The organism is Helcococcus kunzii ATCC 51366 (assembly GCF_000245755.1).
In the GTDB taxonomy this organism is placed as follows: domain Bacteria; phylum Bacillota; class Clostridia; order Tissierellales; family Peptoniphilaceae; genus Helcococcus; species Helcococcus kunzii.
The window spans coordinates 134,916-153,683 of sequence record NZ_JH601088.1 but is presented as its reverse complement, the minus strand read 5'-3'; the positions used below and the strand labels follow the sequence as shown (position 1 = coordinate 153,683).

The following is an 18,768-nucleotide window of genomic DNA, read 5'->3' as shown; positions in this document are numbered from 1 at the left end:
TCTACCACCCAAATCCACTTGGAAATTCGCTTGGAAAATCACTATGTCTTAGACGATTTACATTATTTGCTATACTACTTCCTATTAGAGTTATAGATAAAATAGTAAAGAAAATTGAAAATATAATTGCAAATATCAATAATCCAATTGCAAATGGCCAGAATGGTGATTTTTCAGGCATACCAAGATATTTTTGGAAACCTAGATATAAACCAATTAAGTTTGTAATTAAAGATACAAACATTACCATCATTGAAAGTGGCGCAAAAATAAATCCTAATAAAAAGCCAATTGTTCCTAAAACAAATGAAGGAATAGTATTTATAGCAATTAATTCCAATGCAGACATATAGCTAGATTTTGGTGATTTTACTGTCACTGCAATAACCTTAATTGTCAAAGCCAGCATTAAATAAAATGCAATTAAAATAACTAATGATGGGAATAATAATGCTGAACTTGAATCAATATTAAATGGTAAAAATGATGAGATTGTTGAATTAACACTCAATATAAATGTGACTACCATTACAAAAATATTTATCCCTAGTATCGTAAAAGTAGCTCCTTTTGATAACTTACCTGAAAATGCAGATATTGGTCTTTCTGAAAACCAAGCTTTTGCTTTTGCAATTATTTCAGCAAATACAGCAACTGCCCCATTTGATAAATCTTCTGTCTTGTTGGTATTGCTATGAGAAGAATTTGTAGATTGATCTAAGTTTTCAACTCTTTCTTCTGTAAACTCCTCTCTATTTTCCTCAGTTTCAAAATTATATTTGTCTCTTTCGTCCATTCCTGTCTCCTTTTATTTTATTAAGTGATAAAAAATTATCAATCAACAAAATTATAACACTATTCGCGTTTTTATGCTAGCATATCTATTAAGTTATTATCATAAAATTAACCAATACTAATTAGAAGTGTGTATATTTACAGTTTTTTTATTTGTTAAATAAATTAAAAAACTGGGGCTGTTACAGGATAACCAATAAGTTATTCTGCAACAGCTCCAGTCATTAATTTGAAAATTTATTTTGTGGACTTAAATATAAATAATTTTGAGCCTACATAATTTGCAATCAGTACAAATATATTTGATAATATCTTCATTAACATTCCATTAAAATTCAATACATCTACCCCAATATACATAATCGCTAAATCGAATAGACCAGTCAATAATCTCACGGAAATAAATGAAACTAACTCTTTTATCGCTATTTCTGGATCCCAGGATTTACTTTCGAAAACCCATATTTTATTTGTAATAAATGCAAATATTACTGCAAATATCCAAGCAATAATTGTACTTACAACATTTGAAATTCCTAAAACGTTAAAACATACATAATATGAAATTATATTGATAAAGGTTGTAATAGCTCCGAAAAATATATATAAAATTTGACTTTTATATTTTTCATAATAATATTTAATTAATTCTTTAATCTTCGTCATCAGGAATGTACTCCATTATATCAGCTGGCTGACAGTCTAAAACCTCACAAATAGCATTTAAAGTTTCAAATCTTATAGCCTTAGCTTTATTATTTTTTAATATAGAGATATTTGAAATTGTAATACCAACTTTTTCCGATAGCTCTGTAACAGACATTTTTCTTTTTGCTAGCATAACATCTAAATTTATCATTATCATATTGTCAAATCCATTTCTAATTGCATATCTGCACTTTTCTCAACCAACAAAGCCAAAGGATTAACTAAAATATGACCAGCCAAAAGAAAACCGATAAACACTAACCATAAAAACATAAATTGAATATTTGAAAAGCCTGTTATAGCCATAATTATATTTATGATTATAGAAAAGATAAGTGTTATCAATAATTTTTTATCAACTTTTCTTAAAATCTCAGCATTTTCATGTGTAAAGATATTGCCTTTTGATAAGTTTTTAAGCATCAATAATACATCTTTTATACCTAAAATTATCATGAAAGTAACAAAATATATTGAAATCATCCACACAATAGTATGAACTAAATATTTATCATATTTTTCACTCTGTATAATTTGATAACCAAAGTAAGTATTACATCCGACTCCTACGGCAACAACAATAAAAATAAATAAATACGCTAAGTATTTTAAATTAAGAAGTGATTTTTGCATTTTTCCATCTGTAAATGAGCTATTTTTTGACATTTTCAACCTCCATATATAGTGAAATTATATCAAATGTTTTATTGTTTTACAATATATTTTTATTGAAACTTAATTTATTTAACTACATTAATATTTTTCTCTAATATTTTTATCTAATTTTAATAATAATTTAGTTTTTTTATCATAATTAATATGGTACAATTATTATATTAATAAATATTAAGGATAGATTATGAAAAACACAGTTTTATGGCTCGTGATACCCTGTTACAACGAAGAAAAAGTATTACCTATCACAGCCCCTTTATTTTTAGCTAAATTAAAAACATTAATTTCAGAAGGAAAAATTTCAGATAATAGTAAAATTTTATTTGTTAATGATGGATCAAAAGATGAAACGTGGGAAATCATTAAAAACCTTTCAAAACAAGAAGTTCATTTTGAAGGCCTCTGTCAAAGTCGTAACCGTGGACATCAAAATGCTGTTTTGGCAGGATTAATGGAAGCAAAAAAATACGCAGATATTACCATTTCAATAGATTGTGATGGTCAAGATGATATAAATGCAATAGATAAAATGATTGAAGAATATCACAATGGCAATGAAGTCGTTTATGGAGTAAGAGACGATCGTTCTACTGATACATTCTTCAAAAGATTCACAGCACAAACTTATTATAAAATCCTAAATAAACTAGGCGCAGAAATCATCTATAATCATGCTGATTATAGGCTGATAAGTAAAAGAGTATTAGACGAATTTGCAAATTATAAAGAAGTAAACCTATTTTTAAGAGGACTTATTCCTCTAATTGGTTTCAAATCAACATCTGTATATTACAAGAGAAATGAGAGAATGGCAGGAGAAAGCCATTATCCATTCTTTAAAATGATAAGCTTAGCAGCCGATGGGATAACAAGCTTATCTATTAAACCTATCAGAATGGTGACCAGTACCGGATTATTAATAAGTATTTTAGGATTTATTGGAGTTATATGGGCAATCATAAGCTATTTACTAGGAAAGACAGTAAGTGGTTGGGCTTCATTAATTTGTATAGTATCAATTTTAGGCGGTATGCAATTAATTTCATTAGGTGTAATTGGTGAATATGTTGGAAAAACATATATGGAAACAAAATCAAGACCTCGATATATCATCTCAGAAAGAACTTATGAAAATAGTAGTAGCAACAGTGATTTCAGGATTTAACAATGGAAAAAATAAAAAAACTATTTAATAACATTTCAAATTATCTTACAATATTTGCCCTTATCCTTCTTCTAGGCTTTTTTTCTTTTGCCTCAATTAGGATAAGAATAAATGAAGCTGTAGGATATATTTCATTTAATTATCATTGGATAGTATTTTTTCTATTACATTTAATTTTCCTTCATTTCATATTAAAATACTCAAATAAAATAAGTGAGAAAAAGCTATTTATATCCCTCGCCATCATTTATTTACTCGTTGGCATATATTTAATAATTAATATTAGTTCATTATTAAGAGCTGATGCCGGAGCAGTATATAAAACGGTTAGAGATATGAGGCATGATTATTATGGTTTCTTTCAACCTAAAAACTATATGAATTTCTACCCTCATCAGCATGGATTAGTCTATTATATTTACTTAATTACAAGCATTGTAGATAAAAGCAAAATCATATTTTCAGTAAATCTTGTAGAAATTATCATAATTAATTTTATGATATATAAAATTGTTGATATTTTGGGAAATTCTGATAAAAGAAAAAATCTATTAGCAATTTATCTATCATTTGCATTTACACAACAACTATTTTTTATTGCATTTGCATACAATCTAATTCCAGGATTTTTCTTTATGATTAATGGGCTTTATCTTTTACTAAGTTATAAAAAAAATGGCAGTATTTATAGACTTATTTCTTCTATAATACTATTTTCTATCGCTGTTATTATTAGAAATAATTTTATAATAATGGTTATAGCTGCCTTCTTATATTTATGGTTAACTTCGGACAAAAACAAAAAGATTTTACCAATCGTATTTTTAATCAGCTTTTTAGTAATTAGTAAAACTTTTACATTTGGCATGAATTCATTAACGGAACACATAACTGGCGTAAAAGTTTCAAAAGGCATGCCAAAAATCTTATGGTTAGCAATGGGTACTGATCCTACAAATCTATATCCAGGACCAGGATGGTACAATAATTATACGCGTATAGTACTTGAGAATGTAGATTATGATTTAGATAAAGCTGCAGAAATTGGCAAAGAAAAAGTGAAAGATAATTTCAATAAATTTATACATAATCCACTTTATGGTTTAGGCTTTTTTGGTACAAAACATCTTTCAACTTGGGCAGATCCTACATTCCAATCAATTTGGAGTGGTCCATTACCAAGATATGGTCAATCAAGTCAAAATAAAATAATCCAATCTATTTATTATGAAGGTACGATATATTGGGCGAATTATCATTATATGAAGTCCATTACCGTACTATTATATCTAGGAAGTTTAATATATTTATTGAAAAAGAATCTTCACAAAAATAATTTATCATTATTTATAATATACTTCGTGGGTGGTACAGTATTTCACCTGTTCTGGGAAACAAAAAGCCAGTATGTCTACACATATGTCATAATGCTTATCCCAGTTGCCATAGAAGCTATAATAGATTTACATGAAAAATTTTTACAATCAAATCTATATAAAAGACTAAAGAAAATTTAATAAATAGAGAAAAGGAGCTACTGCAAAAAATTTTGCAATAGCTCCTTTATCTTTATATATAATATGTTTCAAAAAATGATAGTTATTTCCAACTATTTTCTATAGATCCTAATATTTCACTACATCATCTTTGCTTACTCTCGCCAATATTAAAGGCTCAAGTTCAGGTTTTTCATTTGATAAAGTATATGCTTCTAATAGCAATGTTTCTGCTTCTTTTATTGCAGATTCATTATTTGTATATAGGATTGCTATAGTATCATTTTCTTTGACTTCATCCCCTGTTTTCTTAACTAACTTTATGCCTGCAGCAAAGTCGATTGCATATTCTTTTGTTTTTCTACCAGCACCTAATAAAACTGATGAAATACCAATCTTTTCAGTCTCCATTTCATAAACATATCCAGAAGATTTTATTTTTACTTCATGTTCAAATTTAGCTTTTTCAAACTTATTTACATCTTGTATATAAGAAATATCTCCACCTTGTGCTTCCACAAATTTCACGAAAGTTTCAAAGGCTTTTCCGTTTTCTATAACTTCTTTTACTCTTGTTTTACAATTTTCAAGTGTATCAATTTCAGCCATATAAGCTAGATTTGAAGCAAGTTCTATACACACATCAGTTAAATCTTTTGGTCCATGGCCTTTTAAAGTTTCAATAACTTCCATTATTTCCAATGTGTTTCCAATATTATATCCTAGTGGAATGTCCATTTCAGTAATCAAAGCTATTGTCTTTTTACCAGCATTTTCTCCGATATTAACCATTTCTTGTGCAAGTTCAATGGCATCATCTAAAGTCTTCATAAACGCACCTGAACCAGTCTTAACATCTAATAATATCGCATCACTTCCTGCGGCTAATTTTTTAGACATAATTGAACCAGCAATAAGCGGAATGCTGTCAACTGTTGCAGTCACATCACGCAATGCATATAATTTTTTGTCAGCAGGGGCTAGATTACCTGTTTGACCAATTACTGATACACCAATCTCATTTACCATATCAATAAATTTATCAGCAGGAATGTCTGTTTTTAGACCTGGAATGGATTCCATTTTATCAATTGTGCCTCCAGTATGTCCAAGTCCTCTGCCTGACATTTTCGCAATTTTAGCACCTAATGAAGCGATTATAGGGGCAATAACCAATGTAGTTTTGTCACCTACTCCACCAGTACTATGTTTGTCAACTTTAATTCCTTTTATAGATGAAAGATCAACAACATCTCCACTATCTCTCACAGCAAGCGTAAATTCAAGAGTTTCTCTTTCTGTCATTCCCTTAAAATATATTGCCATAAGTAAAGCTGACACTTGGTAATCTGGTATTTCTTCATTAACAAATCCATTTATAAAAAATTTTATTTCTTCTGGATTTAATTCAATACCATGTTTCTTTTTTTCAATAATATCTAACATTCTCATAATTTAATCCTCTAAATTTTCAGGTCCAAATGAATGTGGCAGTAAGTCTTTTAATTTAAATTCTTGATAATTATCTTCATCAATAGCTATCACAACATCGAAAGTTTCGGGATCACAGTAATCACGTAACATTTGTCTACACACGCCACATGGAGGTGTATAGCTTGTTACTTTACCATTTTTCCCGCCTACTATAACAACTCTTTTAAACTTTTTTGAACCTTCTGTAATTGCAGTAAAAATAGCATTTCTCTCTGCACACACATTTGAAGTAAGAGATATAGTTTCTACATTTACACCAACAAATTTATTATCATTGATATCAGTTAAAACAGCAGCAACATTAAAATTTGAATAAGGGGCATCAGAATTTTTTAAATATTCTAACGCCATTCTTATATCTTCTTTAATCATATTAATATCCTTCAGCTTGCTCATTTCTAGCTAATTTAACTAATCTACTTGTACCTAATCTGTCTGCACCAAGTTCAATAAATTTTTGTGCATCTTCTAAAGTGGAAATCCCACCCGCAGCTTTTATCTTAACGTGATCTTCTACATGTTTATTAAATAATTCAACATCCTCAAATGTTGCTCCACCTGTAGAAAAACCTGTAGAAGTCTTGATGTAGTCTGCTCCTGATTTAGAAACTATCTCACACATTTTTATTTTTTCTTCTTCAGTTAATAGAGCTGTTTCGATAATTACTTTTAAGATTAAATCTCCACACGCTTCTTTAATTTCTTTAATTTCATTTAAAACATATTCATAATTGCCATTTTTTAGTTCATTGATATTTATAACCATATCAATTTCTGTCGCACCATTTTCGATTGCATCTTTTGTTTCAAAAACTTTAGTTTTTGTTGTTGAATACCCATTTGGAAAACCAATAACAGTACATAAAACTAATTTATCACCGATATATTCTTTTGATTTTTTTATATATGAAGCAGGAATGCATACTGATGCTGTCTTATACTCTACAGCTTCATCGATTAATTTTTTTATATCATCCCAAGTAGCTGTTTGTTTAAGTTGAGTATGATCTGCTTTACTTAAAATTTCTTTAATATTCATTATCTAGCTCCTTTTACATATGGTACACCGTCTGCTTTTGGCGCTTCTGATTTACCTAAAAATACTAATACTACTAATGTTAATACATATGGAATCATTGAGATAAATTCAGAAGGTATAACAGATTTACCACCTAAAATTACTGTTAATGCTTGTGCAAAACCAAATAATATTGCTGCACCGAATGTTCCATGAGGTGTCCATTTACCAAAGATTACAGCTGCCAAAGCGATAAATCCTTGTCCCGCAATGGCTGTTGGTGAATAGTTTGATACAAGAGACATTGTAACGGATGCTCCACCTAATCCAGATAAAAATCCAGAAGTTATAACAGCTAAATATCTAGTACGATAAACATTAATACCTAATGTATCTGCAGCTGCTGGGTGCTCTCCTACCGCTCTTAATCTCAATCCCCATTTTGTCTTATAGATGAAAACCCATAAAAATATCATCAGCAAAAGTGCAATAATTGCAGTTGAAGGGATTTTAAAAATCACTGGTAATTTCTTTTCTAAAATTGGAGTATCCGCTTTACCAAAAATTATTTTGGATAAGAATAGTGCCGAACCAGATCCTAACATATTAATAGCAACACCGGAAACAGTTTGATTTGCTCTAAAAGTTACAGATGCTATTGCATGCAAAAGACCAAATAAAGCACCTGCTAAACCACCAGCTAAAAATCCAATCCATGGATTTGCTGTTGCATAGCCAACTGCTGCACCGGTGAACGCTCCGATTGACATCATTCCTTCTATTCCGATGTTTACAACACCAGATCTTTCTGAAATCATGCCACCTAAACCACCAAAAATTAAAGCAGTAGAATACATGATTGTAATTGCAATGATTGTTGTTATATTATTCATTCTTCTTCTCCTTCACTTTTCTACTTGCTATTTTATCCGCTAAAACTGGTAAAATATTTGCCAACGCTATAAAGAAGATTATTATACCTATTAATACAGAAATTAATTCTGAAGGTGCTCCTGTGTTTAATTGCATTACATTTCCACCAATTTTCAATATAGAGAATAGTAATGATGATAACACTACACCAGGTATTGAAGATCCCGCCATTAAAGCTACTGAAAGCCCATCAAATCCGTAATTTTCAAACATAGCTATTGAGTTAATCTTATGTGGTGAAATAGCCATAATATTTACAGCTCCTGCTAATCCAGCAACTGCACCAGCTATCGCCATTGATCTAATAATATTTTTATTTACATTGATACCAGCAAATTCAGCAGCGTGTTTATTGAAACCTACCGCTCTTAACTGATAACCTAAAGTTGTCTTTTTAATGATAAAATGTAAAACAAATATTACTATCAATGCAACAAATATCCCATAGTTAATGTCTGTACGTCCTAATATTGGTCCAATAACTGGGACTTTTACTAATTCAGAATAATCACCTGCAGCTTTTTGTGCTGCAAATAATTTTATTTGTCCCGAAACATTGATCGGTGCAGTTCCTGAAGTTTCTTTTATAAACAATGGTGAACTCAATGATACATACATTTGTAAATAAAATGCTATCCAGTTTAACATAATCCCAGAAATAACTTCGTGCACACCGAATTTCGCCTTTAAAAGTCCTGATAAACCACCAAATAGCATCCCTGCTACCATACCCACAATAAGCAGTAAAGGTATTTGGATAATTGAAGGTAAATCCACTAAAATACCAACAATACCAGCTGCAACAAACCCAACAATATATTGTCCTTCTGCACCTATATTAAATAATCCTGTCTTAAATGCAAAAGCAATAGATGCACCAGTTATGATAATTGGAGTTGCTTTGATTATTGTTTCAGCAATATTTCTTGGATTTCCAAATACTCCTGAAAACATGCCAATATATACTGAAATTGGATTTTTTCCTATAGCTAATAGTACAAATCCTGAAACTATAAATCCTAATATTAGAGCTATTGTTGTAGCAAATAATTGATTAGAAAATAGTTTTTTTAATTTATTTTCTTTCATTTCTACCTCCAGCCATCAATAGTCCAATTTCTTGTTCTGTTTTCTCACCTTGTAAAAATTCCTCTTGAATTACACCTTTATAAATTACTCCAATTTTATCTGAAACATTCATAACTTCATCTAATTCAAATGATAATAATAAAATTGCTTTTCCATCATCTCTTTCTTTTATCAATGATTTATGAACATATTCTATCGCTCCTACGTCTAAACCTCTAGTAGGCTGTACAGCGACTAATAAATCTGGATTAGATGAAACTTCTCTTGCAATAATAAGTTTTTGTTGATTACCACCAGATAGTGATCTTGCTAACATAGAATTGCAATCTGCTGGTCTAACATCATAATCCTTAATTAATTTATCAGTATATTTTTTTATTTCTCCAAAGTTTAATACACCATTTTTAGAATAAGGTTTTTGAGCAAATCTCTCTACCACAGAATTTTCTGAAACTGTAAAGTCAGGCACTAAACCTCTCTTTAATCTATCTTCATGAATAGTTGAAACGCCATTTTGAATCGTATTTTTTGGTGAAGTATTTTGTATTTCAATACCATTAATGCGAATACTTCCTGATTTTGTCTTTGTCAGATTGGTAATTGCCTCAATTAATTCTTTTTGGCCATTTCCATCAATCCCAGCAATACCGTAAATCTCTCCTTTTCTTATGGATAAATTTAAACCATTTACAACATCAATGCCACGATCATCTTCAACAACTAAATCTTTAATTTCAAAAACTACATCTGTAGGACTAGCTTTATCTTTTTCAACAACTAAATTTACTGAATGACCGACCATCATTGTTGCCAAATCTTCTTTTGTAACATTTGTAACATCAACAGTATTAATGTATTCTCCTCTTCTGATGATTGTACACTCACTTGCTGATTTTTTTATTTCATCAAGTTTATGTGTAATGATAATAATTGTCTTACCTGATTTTGTAAGATTGTTCATAATTGCGATAAGTTCATCAATTTCTTGAGGTGTTAATACAGCTGTAGGTTCATCGAATATTAAAATTTCAGCATTTCTATATAAAGCCTTTAATATCTCCACTCTTTGTTGCATACCAACTGAAATATTTTCAACTTTAGCATCAAGATTAACATTCAATCCATATCTATCAATTAAATCTTGTACTTTCTTTTTACCGTTTTTATAGTCTAAAAATCCATTATTTGTAACTTCACTACCCAAAAGAATGTTATCCACTACAGTAAAATTATGTACCAACATAAAATGCTGATGCACCATACCAATACCATGCTTTATAGCAGTACCAGGATCTTTAATATCAACTTCTTGACCATTTAATTTGATAGTTCCTGAGTCTGCTTGATATAAACCGTACAGAATATTCATCAATGTAGATTTACCTGCACCATTTTCACCTAAAATAGCATGAATGGAAGCTTTTTTTACATTAAGTTTTACATTATCTAGAGCAGTAAATGCACCAAATGTTTTAACTATATCTGTCATCTCAACAGCATAAATTTCATTTGCCATTTCTTCTCCTTCAATATTTTAAAAAGCAGGGGATTAACCCCTGCTAATTTTTTTATCTTATTGTTGTTTTGATTGGTATTCTTTGAATGTTTCTGCATTAAATGGAGGTACTAATTTACCATCAACAATTTCTTGTTGTTTAACCATTACTTTATCATATACGTCTTTTGGATATAATGATTTTTCTGTCCATTCTGGTATACCAACGAAACCACCTTCAGATGCATAAACTACTGTTGTACCACCAACTTTTTCACCAGATAAAATTCTAGATGATAAGTCGTAGATTGCTTTATCTACTCTCTTCATTGCTGATGTTAACACATTTTCAGGAGCTAAATATGATTGATCTTGATCAACGCCAATTGCAAATTTTTTAGCTTCTCTCGCAGCTTCTATAACACCGATACCTACACCACCAGCTGCATGGAATACAATGTCAGCTCCATTTGCAAACATCTTAGTTGCAATTGATTTACCTATAGCTTGATCATTAAATGAGTTTGCGTATTGTACAATTACTTCAACTTTTTTACCTAATTCTTTAGCAGCATCTTCAACACCTGCTCTAAATCCGTAATCAAATTGACTAATTACAACTCCTTCTTTACCACCAATAAATCCTACTTTATTTGTTTTTGTTTGGTGTGCTGCTAAATAACCTACTAAATATGAAGGTTCTTGAGCCTTAAATACTACACCAGTAACATTTGGTAAAGTTTCTGGTTTATCATATGCCATATCAATAATAGCAAATTGTTTATCTGGAGCTTGTTGAGAAGCTGTCTTTACAGCATCTCCTAATAGGAAACCAATCCCCCAAGATAAATCTGCGTTTTTATCTAACAATTGATTAATATTTGGTATATAATCTGAATCTTGTTTTGATTGTACGTAAGTAACTTCTGCTTTAGTATCTTTTTTTAATTCTTGTAAACCTTTCCAAGATGATTGGTTAAATGATTGGTCATCAACCCCACCTGTATCAGTTACCATACCAACAAGTTTACCAGTAAAGTCTTTTGCTTCCCCAGCTTTTTCTCCTGTTGTTTCTTCTGAATCACCTTTTGATTCTTCAGTTGATTCTTTTGTAGATTCTCCAGCTGACTCCTTATCTGATTCATCTTTTGTATCTGTTGAGGTATTACATGCTACTAATGAAAACATCATCACTAGTGATAATAATAACGCAACTAATTTTTTTGTGTTTTTCATATATCCCTCCGATATTTGATTATGAAATTGTAATTATACTTATTGTATAATAATACTATATTATTTTTTTGAAAATTTTTCAAGTAAATAATGCTCTAAATTTTGCTAAAAATCAAGCAATAGGGCTAAAATGTTGAATTATCAAAGTTTAAATTTTTTTCTAAAATTTTACTAATGTTAAATTTTTGTATTGTTTATTTAAAATCTGTGTAAACTTTTTCATTATATGGAACTTTTACCTTGCCAGATTTTATTTTTTCTGACATTTCCATCACCTTTTTATTTATATCTTCGCTATATAATGATTTTTCTTTATCAAAAGTTGTTAATCCAGTCGCATCTTCCTTTAATCCAAAATATAATTTTTTCCCAAATTCCAATGAGCCCTCATTATATTTTTTTATAACCATACTTCCCACAGTATCGTATTTTTTTATCACTGATGTAAGCATATTATCTGGAGCTAAATAGGATTGATCTAAATCATAGCCTATTACAAATTTATTGTGACTTTTAGCACTGTCAATCACACCCAAACCTGTTACACCAACGGTTTGAAATATAATGTCAGCACCTTTTTCATATATCTCATTTGCAATTAGCTTGCCATCATCATAACTATCAAAGCTATCAATTAATTTTGTGAAAATTGAAATCTCTACATCTTTTTCCTTAGCAGCAGTCAATACTCCCGCCTTAAAGCCGAATTCATATCTATCGCTTATTAGCCCTCTTTCAAAGCCTATATATCCGATCTTATTAGTTTCAGTTTTAAGTCCAGCTAGATATCCCGCTAGAAAAGAAGATTCATGTGTATTAAATAGTATTGATGTCACATTATCCAAAACTGGATCAATCACAGAATCAATCACAACAAAATTGCTATCCTTATTTTGTTCAGCAACTGTTGCAGTTTCATTATTTGTTAAAAAACCATTAGAAACAATCAAATTATATTTATCTTTTGTTAATTTCTGCAATTTATTAATATATTCTTGACTAGTATTTACATTATCATATGTAAAATTAATATTTTCATATGAAGTCAATCCGTTATAAACAAGCTCTGTCCTTGTATTTTTCTTATTTTCTTCATTAAAGGAGATAAATGCTAGCTTATTATTTTCATCTTTTTTACCTTGGCAAGAAACCATTACAATAGAAAATAAACAAATAATCCCTACAGATAATATTTTTAATAATTTCGTCTTCATTAACTCCCCTTATTCTTCTAAATATCCCATTTCATCAAGTTTTTCTAAGATTTCCATCCATTCCAAACTTATCTCTTCTTTCTCATTATTTAAACTTTCTATTTTCGCACTAATCTCTCTAGTCTTATCAAAATCTTCAAAAATTTCAGGCTTTGTAAACTCAATATTTAATGCATTTACTTCGGCATCAATCTCAGAAACTCTTTTCTCAATATTTTTTGCTTTATTTTTAAATTGCCTTACTTGCTTTTGCTCTTCTCTCTCTTTTCGTGCATCTTTTCTCTTTTGAGTTTTATTTTCTGAAACTTCATTTTGACTTTCAATATATTTCTCTTGTTTAGTAAGGTAATAATCATAATTTCCATTATAGATGGTAATTCCCTTATCTTTAATTTCAATTAATTTATCACAAACCTTATTCAAAAAATATCTATCATGAGAAATGATAAATGCTGTCGCTTTATAACCATTCAACGCATCCTCTAACACTTCTTTTGAATCAATGTCTAAATGGTTTGTCGGCTCATCCATCAATAAGAAATTAGCATCAGAAAGCATCAATTCAAGCAATGTAATACGAGATTTCTCTCCACCACTCAAATCACCCACTATCTTAAATATATCATCTCCGATATACATAAATCGCGCAAGATAAGATCTTAATTCATAATGCGTTAGATAAGGGTATTTATCCCAAACCTCATCTATAATTGTCTTATCTAAATCAAGTGTTTTTTGTTCCTGATCAAAGTATTCAGGAAAGACAGACTCACCTAATTCAACATCACCTTCATCAGGTCTCATCTTGTTTAATATCATCTTAAATAGTGTAGTCTTACCAGTACCATTCCCACCGATTAAACCAACTTTTTCTCCTCTATATATTTCAAATGAAATATCTTTATATAGAGTTTTCTGATCAAAGGATTTTGTTACATTGTTTACCCTAAGCACATCTTGTCCACTCGTTCTAGCAGGTGTAAATTTAAGTGACATCTTTTCATCAAAAAATTCTGGCTTCTCAAGCTTTTTCATCTTGTCTAGAAGCTTCTGTCTTGATCTCGATTGAGCTATTCCTCTTTTTCTTAAAGAACCGCCCAGATTAGCAAAACGTTCAATAATTTCTTCCTGGCGTTCTATCTCTTTTTGCTGATTTTCATAAGCTCTCTGCTCAACTTCAATCTCTTTTTTACGCCTATTAATGAAATCCGTGTAATTTGTATCATAGGTACGCATTCTACCATTTTCTAGTAAAAATATCCTATTCGCAACCTTATCTAAAAAATACCTATCATGAGAAATAAACACCACCAGCTTTTTTCTCTCTTTAATCAAATTTTCCACAAATTCAATAGTTTCCATATCTAAATGATTTGTCGGCTCATCCAATAGAAGAATGTCCGCATCAGAAATTAAAAGCTTGGCAAGCTCCAATCTGGACTTCTCACCGCCACTTAAAGTATTCACCTTATCGTGAAATCTCTCTTTTGGAAATCTCATCCCCAATAGTAGAGACTCTATCTTAGACTCAAAATATTCCCCACCTAAATCTGTGTACTTTTCTATAAGCTCAGTATATCTAATTGTATTTCTTTCTAATCTCTCTAAATCTTCATGATCATGTAATGCTTCTTCTAAAACTCGTAACTCTTCTTCTATTTCATAAATATAATTAAACTCTTCAAGCATCTCTTCATATATAGTTTTATCAGACTGAAGACTTGTATTTTGAAGCATATATCCCAATTTTAAATTATTCTTTATATAAACATTACCATCATATTCTTTATCAACACCAGTGAGAATGTTAAATAGTGTGGTCTTACCGGCACCATTAGGTCCCACAATGCCCACTTTATCAGTCTCATTTAAATGAAAACTCACATCTGAAAATATTTCATCTATTCCAAAAGATTTAGAAAGTTTACTAACTGTTATCTCTGCCATAATTTACCTCAGTGTTTATTATATCATGTCTTATATAAATAAAGGTATAGAATCCTATATTTTATTCTATGATAAATATTGTAACATAGCTTTTAATTTTATTGAGGGAAGTGCGTATCGGGTGTTTGATTGGGATTTTTGAGTTGGAGTATTTGAATATGGGATACTTGATGGAAGTTATTTGTATTTGGAATGGATTTTTTAGAAAGTTTCATTTGAAATATTTATTTTCGAAATCTTGCATTTTATAATGCTTGCCTTTGGAATGTTTAACATTCATTTCATGGTCCGTTTTATACCCCCTAGGGGTATTTTGAGACCATGGAAATCCACTCATAACCATTAGAACCCCGACTGAAATTGATGAAACAAAAAAAACTAGGTAATCCCAATCTAATGAAATCACCTAGTATCTCGGTTTTAATAGTGTTCTGGATTTGACATATAGAAAATTAAACTATAAAGTGATTCACTAAGGTGAATATTTTCTATAGCTACATCGCCTTCAACTTCTACATTTGTTGGCGCAAAGTTCCAAATACCTTTTACGTTTTTGCCAGATATCATGTCGCATATTTTTTGTGCTTCATTTTTTGGCACACCTAGTACGACTATATCTACATCATTTTTTTCTAAAAAGCTTTCTAACTTATCTATGGATTTAATTTCTATCTTGCCTTCATCGTATGTGCCTTCTTCTAAGTCAAATACACCAATTACATTGAATTTTTTAGTATCAAACCCTTTATATTGATATATTGCTCTACCTATACGACCAAAACCTACAATTACTACATTATACTCTTTATTTAATCCAATAATGTCTGCTATTGAATTTTTTAATTCTGTTACTCTGTATCCGTATCCTTGTTGCCCAAACCCACCAAAATGGTTTAGATCTTGTCTTATTTGAGAGGCAGTAAATCCAGTTATTTCACTTAACTGTTTAGAAGATATTTTTTCAACACCTTCATTCTCTAAATTTGTTAGAAATCTAAAATATTTTGGTAATCTTCTTACTACGGCAGAGGATATTTTGTTTTTTTGCATTATTCTCCCCCTTATGGTTACCTACATAATCTGATTATATATTAATTATCATTTTTTTGTCAATCAATATTTATCGTCTTAGATAATTTTATCTTAAATGTTGACCCTTTACCTAAATCACTTTCTAAATCAATTGAACCTTTATGAAATTGAACAATATTTTTTACAAGTGATAAACCTAGTCCAGTTCCGGACTTCTTTCCTCTTGATTTTTCTGCAACATAAAATCTTTCAAAAATTCTTTCTTGATCTTTCCTTGATATACCTATACCATTATCTTTGAAAGTTAAAACAACATTTTCCAATGTATCATCAACAAAAATATCAAGTCTCGGTTTTTTATCACTCGAATATTTTATCGCATTTGATATAAGATTCGCAACTAAATCGTAAATTAATTTAGGATTTCCATAATATTCCACTGGTTCATAGAAATAATCAATCTTCATGTCCTTTTCTTCAGCTAAAAATGAAAGAGATTCAATATTATCTTTTATAATTTTACCAATATCGAAAGTTTCAAAAGTTTCATTAGTTATATGATTACTATCTAATTTAGAAAGTTCTATAGTCTCATCAATTAATTTCAATAATCGATTACCTTCAATATATATCCTTCTGGCAAATTCTTGGGTGTCTTCTCCATGACTCATGCCTGAAGCTATCATTTCAGCATATCCATTTATACTTGTTAACGGACTCTTTAATTCATGTGATACATTCGCGGAAAATTCCCTTCTAGCTTTTGAATTTTCCTTTAACAATTGTATACCTTTTTCTATTTCATCAAAATTGTAGCCATATTTTTTTAGAAGTTCTACAATTTCATCACTTTCTGTTATATCTTTTTTTGGATCAGGATAATTTAATATATTTTTCGCCAAATAATTTGAAAACTGATTGAATGGCTCAATCATCCTTTTTAGCAATTTAAATGCTATCACATAAGATATAAAAGCAATGACAACTATTACTACTATTAGGTAGGTAACTAGTTTTTCTGTTGTAAACTCAGGTTTGAAACCATAAAAACCAACCACTAATGCTGATATAAATAAAAAAAAGGCTGTAAATGAAGTAAATAATATCCAATACAGTCTTTTTCTCATACTATTCTCCTAATTTATAACCGACATTTCTTACGGTCTTAATTAAATCACCATATTTATCAAGTTTTTGTCTTAGTGTCCTTATATGCACATCAACTGTTCTAGACTCACCTTTATAATCAAATCCCCAAACTTCATTCATTATTTTTTCTCTACTGAAGACCATTCCCTTATTTACAATAAAGAAATATAATAGCTCAAATTCTTTATATGTCAGGTCAATTTTTTCATCATCGACATATACTTCTCTTTTTTTATAATCTAAAAATATACCTTGTATTTCATATATGTCTTCAGTTTCAATTTTTTGAGGAAATCTCCTTAAAATAGCCTTTATTCTTGATATCGTTTCAAGTACTCCGAATGGTTTAGTGATATAATCATCAGCCCCCATATCTAAGCCTTTAACTTTATCATATTCATTATCTTTCGCAGTAAGTATGATTACAGGTAAATCTTGATATACACTATTTGCTCTTACTTTTTTCAATATATCATATCCACTTTCACCCTCAAGCATAAGATCAAGGATTAAAAGTGAAGGTCTAATCTTATCAATTTGGGCGTAAAGGTCTTTAGCACCGGGCAATCCAACCGCCCTAAAACCATTATTATTTAACGCATAAACCAATAAATCCCTTATATTTGTATCATCTTCTACGACTATAATATTGTGCATATTTGCCTCTTACTTTACTTATATTCTCCTGTTATTGAATAGTAGATTTTTTCTGCAAGATTTTCTGCATGATCTCCTATTCTTTCAAGATATTTTGCAATCATTAAAATATCTAAACTGTTTTTTGTTGTGAATTTATCACTTTTCACATCTGAAATAACTTCTTTTCTAACTCTATTGAAATATTCATCGATTTTATCATCCATTTCAATAACAGATGCAGCTAAATCAGCATCTCCATCAACATAAGCTTTTACCACAGTTTCTACCATCTCTTCTGCCATCACACCCATTTCAATTAGTGAACCTAAATCACTTTTTTGATATGTTCTATGTGACATTTTAACATTTAAGAATGATATATCTGCAGCTTGATCACCTATTCTTTCCAAATCTGTAATCATTCTTAAAGTAGAAGTTACAAATCTAAAATCTGAAGCTACTGGTTGCTCTTGTAATAAAAGTTTAAGTGCTAAACTTTCGATATCATTTTCTTTAGAGTTAACATATTTATCGCCAGCAATTACTTCTTCTGCAAGTTCCGAGTTTTTATTAACTAAAGCGTCCATTGATTTGTTTATCGCATCAGTAACCATCTTACCCATAGTAGTGATTTCTTCATGCAATAAATTTAATTGATTATCATAATTTACTCTTAACATATT

Annotated in this window: 19 protein-coding genes; 2 read left to right on the top strand and 17 right to left on the bottom strand. The window is 29.9% G+C overall.

All coding sequences use genetic code 11. The features are described 5' to 3' along the window. Position 1 precedes the first annotated feature (1 nt). The 4 genes from HMPREF9709_RS00670 to HMPREF9709_RS00655 form a co-directional block, all read right to left on the bottom strand. Positions 2-796 carry a YIP1 family protein gene (locus HMPREF9709_RS00670; protein WP_005396968.1) on the bottom strand — a complete coding sequence of 265 codons (795 nt, stop codon included), beginning with the start codon at positions 794-796 and terminating at the stop codon, positions 2-4. Between the two features lie 236 nt (positions 797-1,032). Continuing rightward, the gene (locus HMPREF9709_RS00665; RefSeq protein WP_005396967.1) at positions 1,033-1,461 is read right to left on the bottom strand and encodes a GtrA family protein; all 429 of its coding nucleotides are present in this window, start codon (positions 1,459-1,461) and stop codon (positions 1,033-1,035) included. Next, positions 1,448-1,660 carry a helix-turn-helix domain-containing protein gene (locus HMPREF9709_RS00660; protein ID WP_005396965.1) on the bottom strand — a complete coding sequence of 71 codons (213 nt, stop codon included), beginning with the start codon at positions 1,658-1,660 and terminating at the stop codon, positions 1,448-1,450. Before HMPREF9709_RS00660 ends, HMPREF9709_RS00665 begins: the two co-directional genes overlap by 14 nt. Beyond that, positions 1,657-2,169 carry a DUF2975 domain-containing protein gene (locus tag HMPREF9709_RS00655; protein WP_005396963.1) on the bottom strand — a complete coding sequence of 171 codons (513 nt, stop codon included), beginning with the start codon at positions 2,167-2,169 and terminating at the stop codon, positions 1,657-1,659. Before HMPREF9709_RS00655 ends, HMPREF9709_RS00660 begins: the two co-directional genes overlap by 4 nt. Before the next feature lie 193 nt (positions 2,170-2,362). Between HMPREF9709_RS00655 and HMPREF9709_RS00650 the strand changes: the two genes are divergently transcribed. Together HMPREF9709_RS00650 and HMPREF9709_RS00645 are read left to right on the top strand one after the other, a co-directional pair. Continuing rightward, entirely contained in the window at positions 2,363-3,343 is a 981-nt protein-coding gene (locus HMPREF9709_RS00650) for a glycosyltransferase family 2 protein (protein WP_005396961.1), read from the top strand. A 2-nt stretch (positions 3,344-3,345) separates the two neighbouring features. Further along, positions 3,346-4,860, top strand: coding sequence for a hypothetical protein (locus tag HMPREF9709_RS00645; RefSeq protein WP_005396959.1), 1,515 nt, complete (start codon positions 3,346-3,348; stop codon positions 4,858-4,860). 108 nt (positions 4,861-4,968) lie between these two features. On the opposite strand, the gene HMPREF9709_RS00640 is transcribed toward HMPREF9709_RS00645, so the two are convergent. The 13 genes from HMPREF9709_RS00640 to phoU all read right to left on the bottom strand — a co-directional run bounded on the left by HMPREF9709_RS00640 (position 4,969) and on the right by phoU (position 18,765). Next, on the bottom strand, positions 4,969-6,291 hold the full coding sequence (locus HMPREF9709_RS00640) for a pyrimidine-nucleoside phosphorylase (protein WP_005396957.1): 1,323 nt from the start codon (positions 6,289-6,291) through the stop codon (positions 4,969-4,971). 3 nt (positions 6,292-6,294) lie between these two features. Further along, the gene (locus tag HMPREF9709_RS00635) at positions 6,295-6,705 is read right to left on the bottom strand and encodes a cytidine deaminase (RefSeq protein WP_005396955.1); all 411 of its coding nucleotides are present in this window, start codon (positions 6,703-6,705) and stop codon (positions 6,295-6,297) included. A 1-nt stretch (position 6,706) separates the two neighbouring features. After that, complete coding sequence (gene deoC / locus HMPREF9709_RS00630) at positions 6,707-7,372, bottom strand: deoxyribose-phosphate aldolase (protein ID WP_005396953.1); 666 nt, start codon at positions 7,370-7,372, stop codon at positions 6,707-6,709. Further along, entirely contained in the window at positions 7,372-8,244 is an 873-nt protein-coding gene (locus HMPREF9709_RS00625) for an ABC transporter permease (protein WP_005396951.1), read from the bottom strand. The genes deoC and HMPREF9709_RS00625 overlap by 1 nt, the downstream gene beginning before the upstream one ends. Then, the gene (locus tag HMPREF9709_RS00620; RefSeq protein WP_005396950.1) at positions 8,237-9,373 is read right to left on the bottom strand and encodes an ABC transporter permease; all 1,137 of its coding nucleotides are present in this window, start codon (positions 9,371-9,373) and stop codon (positions 8,237-8,239) included. Before HMPREF9709_RS00620 ends, HMPREF9709_RS00625 begins: the two co-directional genes overlap by 8 nt. Beyond that, positions 9,360-10,889, bottom strand: coding sequence for an ABC transporter ATP-binding protein (locus HMPREF9709_RS00615; protein WP_005396948.1), 1,530 nt, complete (start codon positions 10,887-10,889; stop codon positions 9,360-9,362). The genes HMPREF9709_RS00620 and HMPREF9709_RS00615 overlap by 14 nt, the downstream gene beginning before the upstream one ends. 57 nt (positions 10,890-10,946) lie before the next feature. After that, positions 10,947-12,104 (bottom strand): BMP family ABC transporter substrate-binding protein, encoded by a 1,158-nt coding sequence (locus tag HMPREF9709_RS00610; protein WP_005396947.1) that lies wholly within the window; start codon positions 12,102-12,104, stop codon positions 10,947-10,949. Positions 12,105-12,298: 194 nt separating this feature from the next. Next, positions 12,299-13,318, bottom strand: a complete 1,020-nt coding sequence (locus tag HMPREF9709_RS00605) for a BMP family ABC transporter substrate-binding protein (protein ID WP_005396946.1) — start codon at positions 13,316-13,318, stop codon at positions 12,299-12,301. A gap of 9 nt (positions 13,319-13,327) precedes the next feature. Beyond that, positions 13,328-15,265 carry a ribosomal protection-like ABC-F family protein gene (gene abc-f, locus HMPREF9709_RS00600; RefSeq protein ID WP_005396945.1) on the bottom strand — a complete coding sequence of 646 codons (1,938 nt, stop codon included), beginning with the start codon at positions 15,263-15,265 and terminating at the stop codon, positions 13,328-13,330. 420 nt (positions 15,266-15,685) lie between these two features. Continuing rightward, positions 15,686-16,315 carry a redox-sensing transcriptional repressor Rex gene (locus tag HMPREF9709_RS00595; protein ID WP_005396944.1) on the bottom strand — a complete coding sequence of 210 codons (630 nt, stop codon included), beginning with the start codon at positions 16,313-16,315 and terminating at the stop codon, positions 15,686-15,688. Positions 16,316-16,374: 59 nt separating this feature from the next. Further along, positions 16,375-17,424, bottom strand: a complete 1,050-nt coding sequence (locus HMPREF9709_RS00590) for a sensor histidine kinase (RefSeq protein WP_005396943.1) — start codon at positions 17,422-17,424, stop codon at positions 16,375-16,377. A 1-nt stretch (position 17,425) separates the two neighbouring features. Next, entirely contained in the window at positions 17,426-18,103 is a 678-nt protein-coding gene (locus HMPREF9709_RS00585; protein ID WP_005396942.1) for a response regulator transcription factor, read from the bottom strand. A gap of 14 nt (positions 18,104-18,117) precedes the next feature. Continuing rightward, complete coding sequence (gene phoU, locus HMPREF9709_RS00580; protein WP_005396941.1) at positions 18,118-18,765, bottom strand: phosphate signaling complex protein PhoU; 648 nt, start codon at positions 18,763-18,765, stop codon at positions 18,118-18,120. Positions 18,766-18,768 lie beyond the last annotated feature (3 nt).